We start from the raw sequence: 14,726 nt of genomic DNA, 5'->3' as shown, positions 1-14,726 counted from the left end.
TGAGTGGGTACAAACACGTGGGTATCAGGCGTGCGTGTTTTGCACGCCGATACCCTTACGCGTTTGTTTAACGGGAGTGCCCACGAATCACAAACTTTTCTTTTTAATTACGGATCCCAAAAAGATTAATCATCGATTACTTCTACGCCATATATGCATCTTCTCAGCTTCTTTAATCAATTCATCACGGAAATCCGGATGAGCGATGCCGATTAATGATTCAGCTCTCTGCCAGCCGGAGAGTCCTTTTAAGTTTACCATACCGTATTCGGTTACGACATACATTGTGTTTGCACGGGTATCGGTAACGATGGAACCGTTTGCTAAAGTTGGGCGGATACGGGACTGTACTTCGCCCTGCTTATTTTTAAAGGTAGAAGAGAGACAGATAAAGCTCTTTCCGCCTTTTGATTTATAAGCACCTAATACGAAATCAAGCTGGCCACCTGCTCCACTGATATTTTTTATGCCGGCGGATTCAGCATTAACCTGTCCAAACAAATCAATGTCAACAGCATTGTTAATTGAAATGAAGTTATCATGTGCGGAAATGACATCAATTTCATTGGCATAATCGACAGGAACACTCATGCATTCAGGATTGTTATCCAAATAGTCATACAATTTCTTTGTGCCGGCAGCAAAAGCGTATACCTGACGGCCTTTGTTTAAGTTTTTCTTAGAACCATTGATTTTTCCGGCTTTGGCAATGTCAACAAAAGCATCGACATACATTTCGGTGTGAACACCAAGATCTTTTAAATCGGATTCAGCAATCAGTGAGCCGACAGCGTTTGGCATACCGCCAATTCCCAACTGAAGGCAGGCACCGTTTGGAATCTGCGCAACGATCTGTCTTGCTACTGCGTGGTCAACTTCTGTTGCAGCAGCACCGCCGCCCATTTCTGCGATTGGTGGGTTTGATCCTTCGATAATCATATCTACTTTAGAAATATGAATTCCATTTTCAAATCCGCCAAGACAGCGTGGCATGTTTTTGTTTACCTCAACGATAATGGTTTTCGCGCGCTCGCAGGCAGCTCCCAAATGGGAAGCACTTGGTCCAAAGTTAAAGTATCCGTGTTCATCCATCGGTGCTACCTGCATAACAGCAATATCCACAGGATTTTCTAAATCACGGTAATAACGTGGCAGTTCCGAATAGCGGATTGGAGAGTAGAAAGAAAATCCTTTTGCAACAGCTTTTCTTTCGATTCCGCTCATGTGCCAGGAGTTCCATGTCATGTGTGCAGCCGGATCTTCAATTTTGAAAATCTCCGGTTCCCACATCAGGATACCGCCACGGAAGTTCACATCGTGAAGCTCCGGCAGACGTTTGGCAAGTTCTTTGTCGAAATCCACAGGTGTTGTCACGGTCCAGCCGTAATCCACCCAGTTTCCTGACTTTACCACTTCGGCTGCCTCTTTGGCAGTCACAAGTTTACTCTTATATAATTCGTTCATATCTGGTAAAACCTCCATTCTGGTAACTATATTTGCAATACGTTTATTTTAGCATTATCGCATGGTGTGGTCAAGTAGCCAGTCGGTTCACAAAATGTTCATGGAAAAAGTTTGTTAAATTGTTGACAATATCGTTTTCGTTTGTTATTATGAGTAAGGATTGAATCATAAAAAGTGGTAAATTGTAGTTTGATTTACAGATAGGAAAAAGATATGATAAAAGCAATATATCCGGGTAGTTTTGATCCCGTTACATATGGGCACTTAGATGTTATTAAGAGAGCATCCAAAGTAGTGGATGAATTGATTATAGGAGTGCTTGTGAATCAGGAAAAAACGCCTTTATTTACAAGGGAAGAGCGTGTAGAACTGTTAAAGCAGACCACGAAAGAATTTCCAAATGTGAGGGTTTTAACATTTACCGGATTGACAATTGATTTTGCCAAACAAAATGATGCAAAGCTGATTATCCGCGGTCTCCGTGCCGTGACGGATTTTGAATCCGAGATGCAGATTGCACAGACTAATCACAGCATTGAGCCGGAGATTGATACGATGTTTTTTACTACGAGTCTTGAGTATGCTTTCCTAAGTTCCACCATTGCGAAAGAAGTTGCTTTTTATGGCTCGGATGTATCGAAACTGGTGCCGGAAGTTGTTCAGAAGGCATTCAGAGAAAAGTATGATCAGAAACTGCGAAAGCAGTGATGATAAATTAAGTAGTATTAGTAAAAAATTTATAAGGAGGATATATTCATGTCTAAGAAAGTTGTATTAGCAGGTGCTTGCCGTACGGCAATTGGTAAAATGGGTGGTGCATTAAGCACAACTCCAGCACCAAAATTAGGTTCTATCGTTATTGAGGAGGCTCTTAAGAGAGCAGGCGTGCCAAAGGATGCCGTTGACCATGTTTACATGGGATGTGTAATCCAGGCAGGTCTTGGTCAGAACGTAGCTCGTCAGGCATCCATCGGTGCTGGTCTTCCAATCGAGACAACAGCAGTTACTGTAAACGTTGTTTGTGGTTCCGGTTTGAACTGTGTAAATATGGCAGCTCAGATGATTCAGACAGGAGATGCTGATATTGTTGTTGCCGGTGGTATGGAGAACATGTCCATGGCTCCTTACGCAGCTATGAATGCTCGTTTTGGTTACCGTATGAACAATGGTAAATTTGTGGATACCATGGTAAACGATGCATTGTGGGATGCTTTCAATCAGTATCACATGATGATTACTGCTGAGAACGTAGCAGAGCAGTACGGAATTACTCGCGAAGAGTTGGATGAGTTTTCTGCAAACAGCCAGCAGAAATGTGAAGCTGCTATTGCTGCAGGTAAATTCAAAGATGAGATTGTTCCTGTTGAAATCAAGTCTAAAAAGAAAACAATCGTATTTGATACCGATGAGGGACCACGTCCTGGTACAACAGTTGAGAGCCTTAGCGGTCTTAGATGCTGCTCCGGTAAAGAAGGCGGCGTGGTAACAGCTGGTAACGCTTCCGGTATTAATGATGGTGCAGCTGCTATCGTAGTAATGAGCGAAGAAAAAGCAAAAGAGCTTGGTGTAACACCAATGGCAACATTTGTAGCCGGTGCTCTTGGCGGTGTGGATCCAAAAATCATGGGTATTGGACCGGTCGCTTCTACAAAGAAGGTTCTTGCTAAAACAGGCATGAGCATTGATGACTTTGATTTGATTGAGGCAAACGAGGCATTTGCAGCACAGTCTGTAGCAGTAGGTCGTGACCTTGGATTTGACCTTAGCAAATTGAATGTAAACGGTGGTGCAATTGCACTTGGACATCCGGTTGGAGCAAGTGGATGCCGTATCCTTGTTACATTGCTTCATGAGATGCAGAAACGCGATGCAAAGAAAGGTCTTGCAACACTTTGTATCGGTGGTGGAATGGGATGTTCCACAATTGTTGAGAGAGACTAATTTTACTTTTGGGACGAGCCGGTATTCTATCGGTTCGTTCCTGTGATGTAAAAAAGAAATTTTAAATGGAGGATACTTTCAATGGAATTTGTAACATATGAAGTAGAAGGTGCAGTTGGTATTATTACCATCAACCGCCCAAAAGCATTGAATGCGTTAAACAGTGCTGTTTTGGATGAACTGAATCAGACTTTGGATGCAGTTGACCAGAACGAAATCCGCTGCCTGATTTTGACAGGTGCCGGAGAGAAATCTTTTGTTGCAGGTGCAGACATCGGAGAGATGAGCACATTGACAAAAGCAGAAGGCGAAGCCTTTGGTAAAAAAGGAAACGATGTATTCCGTAAGTTAGAGACATTTCCGATTCCTGTAATTGCTGCAGTAAACGGATTTGCTCTTGGTGGTGGATGCGAGATTTCCATGAGCTGTGATATCCGTATCTGCTCTGACAATGCCGTATTTGGCCAGCCGGAAGCAGGTCTTGGTATTACTCCTGGATTTGGCGGTACACAGAGACTTGCTCGTTTAGTAAGCCCTGGTATGGCAAAACAGATGATTTATACAGCAAGAAATATTAAAGCAGACGAAGCTTACCGCATTGGTCTTGTAAATGCTGTATATCCACAGGAAGAACTGATGGATGCAGCAAAGAAGATGGCATCCGGTATTGCTAAGAATGCACCGATTGCTGTCCGCAACTGTAAAAAGGCAATTAATGAAGGTCTTCAGGTAAATATGGATGAGGCAATTGTAATCGAAGAGAAATTGTTCGGTGACTGCTTCGAGACAGAAGACCAGAAAGCCGGAATGGGTAACTTCTTAGAGAAAGATAAAGAGAAAAAATTAAAAGTGGTACCATTCAAAAACTGTTAATTCGTGACGACATCCCGTCTGGGATTTGAATCAAATACAATGGAGGTAAATACAATGAAAGTTGGTATTATTGGAGCTGGAACAATGGGTTCCGGAATTGCGCAGGCATTTGCGCAGACAGAAGGTTATGAAGTATATTTGTGTGACATCAATGAAGAGTTTGCTGCAAACGGTAAAAACAAGATTGCAAAAGGTCTTCAGAGACTGGTTACAAAAGGAAAGAAAACACAGGAAGATGTTGATGCAATCTTAGCTAAGATTACAACTGGCGTAAAAGACATTTGTACTGATTGTGATTTGATTGTTGAGGCAGCTTTGGAAGTTATGGATGTTAAAAAACAGACATTCAAAGAACTGCAGGATATCGTAAAGAAAGAAGACTGCATTTTCGCTACGAATACTTCTTCTTTGTCCATTACAGAAATCGGTGCAGGCATTTCTCATCCGGTTATCGGAATGCACTTCTTTAACCCGGCTCCTGTTATGAAGCTTGTTGAAGTTATCCGCGGCGAGAACACAACAGATGAAGTAAACGATAAAGTAGTTGCTATTGCAAAAGAAATTGGTAAAACACCGGTTGAGGTAAAAGAAGCTGCCGGATTTGTTGTAAACCGTATCTTGATTCCTATGATTAACGAAGCAGTTGGCATCCTTGCTGATGGTGTTGCTTCTGCTGAGGGTATCGATGCTGCTATGCAGCTTGGTGCAAACCACCCAATGGGACCTCTTGCACTTGGTGATTTGGTTGGTCTTGATATCTGCCTTGCTATTATGGAAGTTCTTCAGGCAGAGACTGGTGACCCGAAATACCGTCCACATCCATTGCTTCGTAAAATGGTACGTGCCGGCAAACTCGGACGTAAAACTGGTGTTGGATTCTTTGATTATTCCAAATAATATTATAGAAAGGAGTTCATGTTATCATGGATTTTAAATTAGACAAACAGCATGAAATGGCGAGACAGTTGTTCAAAGATTTTGCTGAGAACGAAGTAAAGCCACTTGCGCAGGAAACCGATGAAACAGAAGTATTCCCTCGTGAGACTGTTGACAAAATGATGAAACTTGGTTTCATGGGAATTGCGATTCCTAAAGAGTACGGCGGACAGGGCTGTGACCCATTGATGTACACAATGTGCGTTGAGGAGTTAGCTAAAGTTTGTGGTACAACAAGCGTTATTGTATCCGCTCATTCTTCTCTTGGTGCTGACCCAATTATGATGTACGGTACAGAAGAGCAGAAAAAGAAATATCTTGTACCACTTGCAAGTGGTGAGAAATTAGGCGCTTTCGGTTTGACTGAGCCGGGTGCAGGTACGGATGCACAGGGACAGCAGACAAAGGCTGTTTTAGATGGTGACGAATGGGTACTCAATGGTTCTAAATGCTTCATCACAAATGGTAAAGAAGCAGATATTTATATTATCATTGCTGTAACCGGTATCATCGAAAAACGTGGTAGAAAAGTAAAAGAAATTTCTGCTTTCATCGTTGAGAAAGATACTCCTGGATTTACTTTTGGTACAAAGGAGAAGAAGATGGGTATCCGTGGTTCATCCACATACGAGTTAATCTTCGAGGACTGCCGTATTCCAAAAGAAAATCTTCTTGGTGCACAGGGCAAAGGTTTCGGAATTGCCATGCATACACTGGATGGTGGACGTATTGGTATCGCTGCTCAGGCACTTGGTCTGGCAGAAGGTGCTTTGCAGGCAACAATCGATTATGTAAAAGAAAGAAAACAGTTCGGTCGTTCGATTGCACAGTTCCAGAATACACAGTTCCAGCTTGCTGATATGGCAACAAAAGTGGAAGCTGCTAAGATGCTTGTGTATCGTGCAGCAATGGCAAAAGCTACGCAGAAAGTTTACAGCGTAGAAGCTGCTATGGCAAAATTGTACGCAGCAGAAGTTGCTATGGAAGTAACAACAAAAGCAGTTCAGTTACACGGTGGTTATGGCTACATCAGAGAATATGACGTTGAGCGTATGATGCGTGATGCAAAAATCACAGAAATCTACGAAGGAACTTCAGAAGTTCAGCGTATGGTTATCTCTGGCAGCTTATTGAAATAGGAGGTGCTCTCGTGAAAATAGTAGTATGTATTAAACAGGTGCCGGATACTAAGGGCGGTGTTGTATTTAACCCGGACGGTACATTGAATAGAGGTGCGATGCTTACCATCATGAACCCGGATGATAAAGCCGGTTTGGAAGCAGCACTGAGAATTAAAGAAGAAACAGGTGCAGAAGTTACTGTTCTTACCATGGGACTTCCAAAAGCAGAAGAAGTTCTTCGTGAGGCAATGGCAATGGGCGCTGACAATGGTATCCTTGTAACAGACCGTGTACTCGGTGGTGCTGATACTTGGGCTACTTCTACAACAATTGCCGGTGCACTTCGTAACATTGATTACGATTTGATTATCACAGGCCGTCAGGCTATCGATGGTGATACTGCACAGGTTGGTCCACAGATTTCCGAGCACTTGGATATTCCGGTTATCTCTTATGCACAGAATATCAAAGTGGAAGGTGACAGCGTAATCGTTGAGCGTCAGTATGAGGACCGCTACCATGTAGTAAAGGCTAAAATGCCTTGCCTGATCACTGCTCTTTCTGAGTTGAATGAGCCACGTTATATGACTCCGGGCGGAATCATGGACGCATTTGACAAAGAGATTACCGTTTGGGGACGTGCAGACCTTAAGGATGTAGATGATTCTAACCTTGGTTTGAAAGGATCTCCAACAAAGATTGCTAGAGCTTCCGATAAGGTTCGTAAAGGTGCCGGCGAAGTCGTTACTCTTGACCCAACAGAAGCTGCTCAGTATATTGTAGATAAGTTTAAAGAGAAACATGTAATCTAATTATTATAAAGGAAAAGTGGTGAAAAAAATGAGTTTAGAAGAATATAAAGGTGTATATGTCTTTGCACAGCAGGTAGACGGAGAAGTAAGCGGAATCGCTTACGAGCTGCTTGGTAAAGCAAAAGATCTGGCAAAAGATTTGAACGCAGAAGTTACCGCTGTTTTGCTTGGTTACGGTGTTAAAGACCTTGCAGATTCTTTGGCTGAGTATGGTGCAGACAAAGTAATCGTAGTGGATGACAAAGAACTTGAAGTATATCGTACAGAGCCATATGCTCATGCACTTGCTTCTGTAATCAATGAGTACAAACCTGAAATTATGTTGGTTGGTGCAACAGCAATCGGCCGTGACTTAGGTCCTCGTGTATCGGCACGTGTAGCAACTGGTCTGACTGCTGACTGTACAGTACTTGAGATTGGTGATTTCACCGATAACATGACAAAGGAGACCATTCCAAATCAGCTTCTTATGACACGTCCTGCGTTTGGTGGTAATACAATCGCTACGATTGCATGTCCATACAACCGTCCACAGATGGCTACCGTTCGTGCCGGTGTTATGCAGAAGATTGACCCAATTAAGGGTGCAAAAGCTGAAGTAATCGAGTACAATCCGGGATTCACTCCGGACAATAAATATGTTGAGATTCTTGATGTTGTGAAGTCTGTAGCTGACACAGTAGATATCGCAGATGCTAAGATTTTGGTATCCGGCGGTCGTGGTGTTGGAAGCGAAGAAAACTTCAAACTTCTTCAGGATTTGGCAGATGTACTTGGCGGAACAGTAAGTTGTTCCCGTGCTGTTGTAGAGAATGGCTGGCTTCCGGTTGAGCGTCAGGTAGGACAGACCGGTAAAACCGTTCGTCCTAACGTATACTTCGCAATTGGTATTTCCGGTGCTATTCAGCACGTTGCAGGTATGGAAGAATCTGACATTATCGTTGCTATTAACAAAGATGAGACAGCTCCAATCTTTGATGTAGCTGACTATGGTTTGGTAGGCGATTTGAATAAGATTGTTCCTCAGTTGACAGAGATGCTGAAAGCAGAATTGGCTGAGAAAAACTAATCTTTAGGCGAGAAATCATTTGATAAAAAAGAAAACAATAAATTACAGTTTGTGGTTTATTGTTTTCTTTTCATTTGAGGGTGTTTAGGTGATGAAGAAAAAAGTATATCAAAAACACTATGCGTTTATTGTAGAAAACCCGGAAGATGAATTTTGGGAAAAGTGTATGTCTTAGGACAGGATGGTACAAATCAAGTAGATTCGTATTTTTTTGTGTCGATTTAACAGAATAACAAAAATGTGTTTTTTATCATAAAGCACTGCTAGTTTGTCTGTTGGCAGTTATCATGACATTTTTATTAACTGCCTGCGGTGTAAGTGGCGACCAGATTGCTGTAAACAAGCCGTAGCATAAAGGCTCAAACGCCAAAAAACGAATTGCCGGTGTCCTGATTTGTGCAGGATTTATTGCTTCCGTGATTTGGAAACGAATCAAAGCAAAGAAAAATGGTTATCAGCAGAGTAACCTTTACGGTGATATCGCAAAATGTGTTATCATTACCGCAGTAGCAACCGTTGCCTTTGATGTAATTTCTAAGAAAAAACAGAGCAGTAAGTAACAACAAAGAAACACCTCGTGTGAGACGGGATAACGCAGAGCGTTATAGTCTCCCACGAGGTGTTTTTTTGTTGTTTAGTAATGTTCGAGGGGGGAGGTGGAAAGTTGCATAGAATGTAAATTGGTGCCAAGTATTCAGTTTTGTGAGCATACTTTTTGGACAAAATGAGATGAAACGTATGACCGAAATATGTTGTTGGGGGGATAAATAGAATAATTTCACTGTGTTAAAATTTAGGAAAATGATTTAAGAGATTGAAGGTAATGTGAGATTGTTGTCTATTAATGAAATAGCGGACATCTCACATTTTCTTTTTTTTGTTGAAAATTAGGAAAAAAGTTTGGGGGCAGGAGTGATAAAATGGAACAAAATGTTAAATGAAAGGAAGTTGGAGAAATGAAAAAGAAATTATTTGTGTTATTTAGTATGTGTTTTCTGGTGTTAGTGGGGTGTGGAAGTAGTGACAATAGCAATCAGACCAATGCGGAGCAGAATAATAAATTTATTGGTGCATGGCAAGGTCAAAGTCGTAAATACTGTTGTATTTCCTCATCAGGAAAAGCGTACATCGGAATTGTAGAAGGTGGTGAGATGAGTGTAGAAGGAAAACAAATATTTGAGTATGAAATAGATGGAAATACCATTAATTTGAAGAATGATGTAACAAGTCATTCTCTTGAACTGAAGGATGATGAATTGGTTGAGAAAGATGGAACTACATATTATCAAACGAATAAAAGTGTAAGTATTAATTCGGATGAAAAGGATGAAAGCCGTTTGTTAGATATGGTGGAACGGAAAGAATAAAGTATGGAGGAAAAAATATGGCGAATGAATTAGCAACATCAAAAGACATAACGAATTACCTTAAGCATGTATTTGATTTAGAAAAAATGTTATACCAACAGAATGAGATTTTAGAACATTTACGAGATTCTATTGGTAGTGTGAATTATCAAATGAAGTTGGAACCAGAAATTTATCAAGAAAAAAGACCAAGTGTGGTGGGAGGAATTATAACAGCAATTGTATGTGCTTTTTTTGCAATTTTAGTTTATTTTGGTTATGTTTTTTTGAAATCACCAGAAGGTGGAGCTCCAGGATGGTTTTTAAACATTATGCTTGGAATTATTGGTATATTTGTTTGTTTTGTGGTAGGTGGAATTATTTTGGTTGTGTCTAATGTGGTTCAGACGCAATCATATAATCAGCAGGTGCGTATTACAAATCAGGAAAATATTGAGGAAATTCAGCGTTATAGAAAAAATTTACTGGAAAAGGGAAAGACACTAAACGATGAATATGCTCTTTTGGCAGATGAAAGAAAGAAGACAAAAGCAGTACTTAATAAATTTTATTCCACCAATGTAATATATCCCAAATATCGTTCTTTACCAGCTATAGCATCGTTGTTTGAATATATGCTATCGGAAAGGTGTTATGGGTTGACAGGACATGAGGGGGCATACAATTTATATGAAAATGAACTTCGTTTGGGACATATTATTAGCACATTAGATTCCATTTCGAGTGACATAAAAGAAATAAAACAGAATCAAAGAATGTTGTATGATGTTGTGTCAGAATCTCAAAAAATGACTAAAAGTATGTTTGAGCAGCAAGTTATCAATGGTCAGGTTTTATGCGATATACGAAAAAGCAATCAGATTATGCAGTACAATCAAAGTCAAATTGCGAATCGCATGGAACATATGCACTGGCTGGAAGAACAAAAATATTTGTGGGGATAGTAAAAACAAATTGTATGTAATAAAAGTAGAATTAGAAACTGAAAGGAAGTTGGAAAAATGAAAAAGAAAATAGTTGCTATCGTTTTAGCAATGGTGTTGCTAGTATCACATCAGATAACAAATAAACCGACAACAAGTAAAGCTCAGCAGGATGCGGCCAGTTTGGCACAGAATTTGAGTTTTACAGGAACTTGGAGCAGTGATAAGTGGCTTATGTCAGAGGAACAGGAGGACTGGTATAAACTGGTTATTTCATCAGATGGACGTGTTGAGTTAAAAGTGATGTCATATATTGATGGATTTACATATTTTCAGTTGTATACATCTGATTTTTCCGAAGAATTATACAGGGATAATGCATATGATGGAAATATAACACAACCGGATACAGCGGTAGCAAATTATTCATTATCAAAGGGAACCTATTATTTAAAAGTTGATAATGGGTCATATATAGGTAAATATCGTTTAAATGCATCGTTTACCAGTTATGGAGTAAACGATAATAATGCGCACTCTTATGATTCGCCGCAAACGTATACTTTGGGAACTACGATTACGGGCGCAATTACGGCAACAGATGACCAGGATTGGTTTAAGGTAGTGATTCCGAAAAATGCTTACTATGTGTTTTCACTTTCGTCCTATGTAGCTCCGTACACAAATTTTTGGATATATAATAAAGACCTTTCTGAAACAGAAGAAAATGGAGATGCTTTGAGTTTAAAATTCCAAGTCCGGCATGGTGTGCTTAGAAAAACCTTTTCGTCCATTTTGGGGATATTCCGGAACAAAGGATAAATCAAGATTCAGAAAAAGTGAATCGTAAAACTTTGCAACTGGTTGTGAAGTGAAAAGACAGATGTCTTTCAAAATTTCTTGACGGTAGATAACAATCAGCTCCTTTCGGTGAATTGATTTTGACAACTTAATTATACCATTTGGAGTGGGTTGTTACTATAAATTTGTAGTGATAAAAGAGGTTGCCATGCTTCGCAAACCTGTATAAATACTTAATGTGTGGAGTTTTGCCCATGGTTATTTTAGAACAAAAAAAGAGGTGGTTTTTTAACACTACCTAAAAAAACGATGGAGGAATTGACTATGAAAAATCAAAAAAATGTGATACGAGAAATTAGGGGAATGGCAATTATATTTGTGTTATGTGTTGTGCTTTGGGAAGGTTTGGGAAGTCCAATAATTAGTAAAGCTGCAGATATGATAGTGACTGGAGGCAGGACCAAACAGAGTGCAGTTCAATTGACAGAATATAATAAATCATACGCTAACCAGATAACATCGGCAAACAGTGATTCGTGGTTTTATATCATTACACCTAATGAGGATGCATATTATAATTTTTATGTAAAAAATGTGTCTTTGTTACCGGTAACAATAGGAGGTCATACGCAAGGAGCACATGTTCATTTGTATTCTCAATTAGGAGAAGAGATAATACAGGTATATGGAATATACGAAAATGGAGAGAACAACGAAAGTGTGAAATTAGAAAAGAATACAAAGTATTATGTTAATGTTCACGCAGGTAGTAGTTTGTCTTGTGAAAGCTCATCGGTAGGATTTATCAGATTACGGATTGATTGTAATAAGGATAATGTGAGTGATAGTAAAGATTCATCAACACAAATAGGAACAGACCAGATTATTACTAATACTTTAGATGGAACTGGTGATGATGATTGGTATAGTTTTAATACTGGCAATAAAAGTATCTATAGGATGTATGCAAAGAGCATGGGACTGAACCCGGGCAGCATTGGAGGACATCCATATTATGTACATATGCATTTGTACAGTAACCTGGGAGAAAGCATTGCCACGCTGTATAGCAATAATGTAGAAATGTCAGGGAATATTAAGTTGGAACAAAATACACAGTACTTCATTGTGTTGCATTCAGGAATGGCAGCGTGGGTAGGGTGTGATGGAAATGGCGCATCAATACCAGTAGGAAAATATTCATTTAGTGTGTTTCCGAAAGAAAGTTTGTATAAGTATTGTCAACACGATTATGAACAGACCATAGTTCAATCATCCTATACAAAAAAAGGGTATACACTTAATGTATGCAGAGAGTGTGGGAAAAAGTATAAGAGCAATTATACAGCAAAAAAGAAGTTGGCAAAAGGAAAAATCAGTACTTTTGGGGGAGTGATTTCTGGAAAGAAACGATTTTCGATTAGTTACTATAGGATTAATGATGTAAGTGGATACCAAATCCGCTATTCAACAAACCCCAAATTTAAAAAGTCTGTTAAGGTTATAAAAGTAGGAAAAAATACAACAAGAAAAACGGTTAAGAAACTTAAGAAGGGAAAAAAATACTATGTTCAGGTAAGAGGATATAGAAAGGAACATGGGAAAATAGTGTATGGCAAATGGTCTAAAAAGAGAAGTGCAAAGGTAAAATAGAAACTAAAAATATGAGGAGCAAAAAAAATGGAGAGATTATTATTTGAATCAAAAGGTGCGCCGACAAAGGCAGTTGTTATGTCAGGTGTAGGTGGTGGAATACTTGCTGTTTTGGGAATTGTTATTATTGTGATTTCACAGATGAAACATGCAACACATTCGGTGTATAGTGGAGTTTATGGTGGTGCGATGTCATACTCCGGCAGTTATGGAGGCGGATATTTAGTTGGTGAAGGGGCAAGGACGATGCTTATTGTATTTGGTGTCGTTAGTATTTTAGCGGCAATAGCATCTTTGTGTAGTTTGTTTGGAATTGCAAAAACCAGACTTATGGTATATGATTATCATTTAGAAGGAAGTTATTATATACCGATATTAGGTTTAACAATCCGTCGAGATTATTATGTAAAATATCAAGATATTGCTGGAATTACTAGAAATCAAAATGTTTTGATTATTCATATGGTGGGAACCCAGCAAAGAATTGCGGTAAAAAATAATCAGATGGCAGAAACGGCACATCAAATGATTCAGCAATGTATTGATTACATGAAATATTCACAACAAAATCAGGGGACGGTGAATTAAGATGGCAATGAAAAAAACAATGATGGTATTGTTAATGGTTGTTTTATTAGCTGGAATATTGTATCCACAAGGTGTTCATGCTAAATTAAAGAAGGGCATATATTTTAGTGGTTTAACTGGGAAAAGAAAAGACTTATATTCCGATATTAATATTAAGAAACTTTCAATGAAGGCAAATCGCTTAATTGTATATGGTAAGTTTCAGTATTCAAAGTCAATGAAGAATTTTTGGGCAGGTAAAAGAGTTAACCTCAAATACAAAAAAACAGTTTTTCCTTTAAAGAAAAAATGTAAAATGATATCCAGCGGAGGAGAAGGGCGTCCAGATAAATTGACTAAAAAAAGTTTCTTAAAACTGGCAAAACTCTACAATGGATTAGGGTTGAGCATAGTGGTAGATAAAAATGGAAAAGTAACAAAATTAGATATTTCATCATGATATCAATTCTGAAAAAGGAGTTTTATTTTATGAAACAATACAAAAAAATCCTATGTGTATTTATGTTGATTTTTGGCGTGATAGCAGGTCAGTTATATAGTCCTGCGTCAAGTGCAAAAATAAGCAAGAAAAAGCAGCACAAAATGTATCAAAGTCTTATCAAAAAGTATGATACACGTATGAAGAAATTAAGTTCCAAAGTGGAGAATTATACGGAAAAACCACGTACATTTTATGTGTTTGCAGATATTGATAAGAATGGTGTGGATGAGTGCATTTTGCGCTATGTTGATGCATCCAAATGCAATACGGCAGACATATATAGTTTTGGTGAAACAACAGCAGTATATTCCATTGTAAAGGGAAAAGTGAAACCGGTTATTAAGATGCCACAATATTTCAATCCATATGAACATGATGATTATTGTGCAATATACAAAAAAAGCAATTATATTGACAGAGGTTTTAGTCATGGCTCTTTGGACCGGATGTTTTACAAGTACAAAAATGGAAAACTTTCTTCAAAAGGTGTCTCATATACATCAACTGTAGATGAGAATAATAAGAGACATACAGAAATTAATGGTGTAAAAGTTAGTTATAAAGTTTATAAGAAAAAATTAAAAGCACTTATTGGCAATAAAAAAGGGTATAAGATGAAACGTTTCTAGATATGTCTGTACAAAAGGAGGTGACAAACTATAAATAGTCAAGAGGTTTTTGAAAAAAATTATACTTG

16 protein-coding genes are annotated in these 14,726 nt (G+C 38.9%); 15 read left to right on the top strand and 1 reads right to left on the bottom strand.

All coding sequences use genetic code 11. The features are described 5' to 3' along the window. Positions 1–129: 129 nt before the first annotated feature. On the bottom strand, positions 130–1,464 hold the full coding sequence (locus DW019_RS04545; protein ID WP_118442661.1) for a butyryl-CoA:acetate CoA-transferase: 1,335 nt from the start codon (positions 1,462–1,464) through the stop codon (positions 130–132). 213 nt (positions 1,465–1,677) lie between these two features. Between DW019_RS04545 and coaD the strand changes: the two genes are divergently transcribed. The 15 genes from coaD (at position 1,678) to DW019_RS04470 (ending at position 14,658) form a co-directional block, all read left to right on the top strand. Continuing rightward, positions 1,678–2,172 carry a pantetheine-phosphate adenylyltransferase gene (gene coaD / locus DW019_RS04540; protein WP_022375832.1) on the top strand — a complete coding sequence of 165 codons (495 nt, stop codon included), beginning with the start codon at positions 1,678–1,680 and terminating at the stop codon, positions 2,170–2,172. Between the two features lie 48 nt (positions 2,173–2,220). Beyond that, entirely contained in the window at positions 2,221–3,405 is a 1,185-nt protein-coding gene (locus DW019_RS04535) for an acetyl-CoA C-acetyltransferase (RefSeq protein WP_118442660.1), read from the top strand. A gap of 81 nt (positions 3,406–3,486) precedes the next feature. After that, a complete protein-coding gene (locus tag DW019_RS04530) occupies positions 3,487–4,278 on the top strand; it encodes an enoyl-CoA hydratase-related protein (RefSeq protein WP_022375830.1) in 792 nt (263 codons plus the stop codon). A 54-nt stretch (positions 4,279–4,332) separates the two neighbouring features. Then, positions 4,333–5,175, top strand: a complete 843-nt coding sequence (locus DW019_RS04525) for a 3-hydroxyacyl-CoA dehydrogenase NAD-binding domain-containing protein (RefSeq protein WP_117478006.1) — start codon at positions 4,333–4,335, stop codon at positions 5,173–5,175. 26 nt (positions 5,176–5,201) lie between these two features. Then, positions 5,202–6,353, top strand: a complete 1,152-nt coding sequence (locus tag DW019_RS04520; RefSeq protein ID WP_022375828.1) for an acyl-CoA dehydrogenase — start codon at positions 5,202–5,204, stop codon at positions 6,351–6,353. Positions 6,354–6,364: 11 nt separating this feature from the next. Next, positions 6,365–7,147 carry an electron transfer flavoprotein subunit beta/FixA family protein gene (locus DW019_RS04515; protein WP_118442659.1) on the top strand — a complete coding sequence of 261 codons (783 nt, stop codon included), beginning with the start codon at positions 6,365–6,367 and terminating at the stop codon, positions 7,145–7,147. 28 nt (positions 7,148–7,175) lie between these two features. Beyond that, complete coding sequence (locus DW019_RS04510; RefSeq protein ID WP_118442740.1) at positions 7,176–8,216, top strand: electron transfer flavoprotein subunit alpha/FixB family protein; 1,041 nt, start codon at positions 7,176–7,178, stop codon at positions 8,214–8,216. A 416-nt stretch (positions 8,217–8,632) separates the two neighbouring features. Beyond that, positions 8,633–8,776, top strand: coding sequence for a hypothetical protein (locus tag DW019_RS14965; protein ID WP_182431043.1), 144 nt, complete (start codon positions 8,633–8,635; stop codon positions 8,774–8,776). 396 nt (positions 8,777–9,172) lie between these two features. Further along, complete coding sequence (locus DW019_RS04505; RefSeq protein WP_118442658.1) at positions 9,173–9,583, top strand: hypothetical protein; 411 nt, start codon at positions 9,173–9,175, stop codon at positions 9,581–9,583. A 17-nt stretch (positions 9,584–9,600) separates the two neighbouring features. Continuing rightward, positions 9,601–10,527 carry a DUF2975 domain-containing protein gene (locus DW019_RS04500; RefSeq protein ID WP_118442657.1) on the top strand — a complete coding sequence of 309 codons (927 nt, stop codon included), beginning with the start codon at positions 9,601–9,603 and terminating at the stop codon, positions 10,525–10,527. Between the two features lie 57 nt (positions 10,528–10,584). Next, positions 10,585–11,328: a hypothetical protein gene (locus DW019_RS04495; protein ID WP_118442656.1), complete on the top strand. Its 744-nt coding sequence runs from the start codon at positions 10,585–10,587 to the stop codon at positions 11,326–11,328. A 303-nt stretch (positions 11,329–11,631) separates the two neighbouring features. Continuing rightward, entirely contained in the window at positions 11,632–12,960 is a 1,329-nt protein-coding gene (locus DW019_RS04485) for a hypothetical protein (protein ID WP_118442654.1), read from the top strand. A gap of 27 nt (positions 12,961–12,987) precedes the next feature. After that, a complete protein-coding gene (locus tag DW019_RS04480; protein ID WP_022376670.1) occupies positions 12,988–13,548 on the top strand; it encodes a hypothetical protein in 561 nt (186 codons plus the stop codon). Between the two features lies 1 nt (position 13,549). Then, complete coding sequence (locus tag DW019_RS04475) at positions 13,550–13,987, top strand: hypothetical protein (protein ID WP_022376669.1); 438 nt, start codon at positions 13,550–13,552, stop codon at positions 13,985–13,987. A gap of 29 nt (positions 13,988–14,016) precedes the next feature. Further along, on the top strand, positions 14,017–14,658 hold the full coding sequence (locus DW019_RS04470; RefSeq protein ID WP_118442653.1) for a hypothetical protein: 642 nt from the start codon (positions 14,017–14,019) through the stop codon (positions 14,656–14,658). Positions 14,659–14,726 lie beyond the last annotated feature (68 nt).

This window comes from Clostridium sp. AF37-5, assembly GCF_003477605.1.
Taxonomy (GTDB): Bacteria; Bacillota; Clostridia; order Lachnospirales; family Lachnospiraceae; genus Eubacterium_F.
This window is presented reverse-complemented; position numbering and strand designations above follow the sequence as displayed.

What these genes read in the sequence shown, in the direction of transcription:
- DW019_RS04545 (WP_118442661.1), bottom strand. Translation starts at nt 1,464, where the DNA reads ATGAACGAATTATATAAGAGTAAACTTGTGACTGCCAAAGAGGCAGCC.
- coaD (WP_022375832.1), top strand. Translation starts at nt 1,678, where the DNA reads ATGATAAAAGCAATATATCCGGGTAGTTTTGATCCCGTTACATATGGG.
- DW019_RS04535 (WP_118442660.1), top strand. Translation starts at nt 2,221, where the DNA reads ATGTCTAAGAAAGTTGTATTAGCAGGTGCTTGCCGTACGGCAATTGGT.
- DW019_RS04530 (WP_022375830.1), top strand. Translation starts at nt 3,487, where the DNA reads ATGGAATTTGTAACATATGAAGTAGAAGGTGCAGTTGGTATTATTACC.
- DW019_RS04525 (WP_117478006.1), top strand. Translation starts at nt 4,333, where the DNA reads ATGAAAGTTGGTATTATTGGAGCTGGAACAATGGGTTCCGGAATTGCG.
- DW019_RS04520 (WP_022375828.1), top strand. Translation starts at nt 5,202, where the DNA reads ATGGATTTTAAATTAGACAAACAGCATGAAATGGCGAGACAGTTGTTC.
- DW019_RS04510 (WP_118442740.1), top strand. Translation starts at nt 7,176, where the DNA reads ATGAGTTTAGAAGAATATAAAGGTGTATATGTCTTTGCACAGCAGGTA.
- DW019_RS04505 (WP_118442658.1), top strand. Translation starts at nt 9,173, where the DNA reads ATGAAAAAGAAATTATTTGTGTTATTTAGTATGTGTTTTCTGGTGTTA.
- DW019_RS04500 (WP_118442657.1), top strand. Translation starts at nt 9,601, where the DNA reads ATGGCGAATGAATTAGCAACATCAAAAGACATAACGAATTACCTTAAG.
- DW019_RS04495 (WP_118442656.1), top strand. Translation starts at nt 10,585, where the DNA reads ATGAAAAAGAAAATAGTTGCTATCGTTTTAGCAATGGTGTTGCTAGTA.
- DW019_RS04485 (WP_118442654.1), top strand. Translation starts at nt 11,632, where the DNA reads ATGAAAAATCAAAAAAATGTGATACGAGAAATTAGGGGAATGGCAATT.
- DW019_RS04480 (WP_022376670.1), top strand. Translation starts at nt 12,988, where the DNA reads ATGGAGAGATTATTATTTGAATCAAAAGGTGCGCCGACAAAGGCAGTT.
- DW019_RS04475 (WP_022376669.1), top strand. Translation starts at nt 13,550, where the DNA reads ATGGCAATGAAAAAAACAATGATGGTATTGTTAATGGTTGTTTTATTA.
- DW019_RS04470 (WP_118442653.1), top strand. Translation starts at nt 14,017, where the DNA reads ATGAAACAATACAAAAAAATCCTATGTGTATTTATGTTGATTTTTGGC.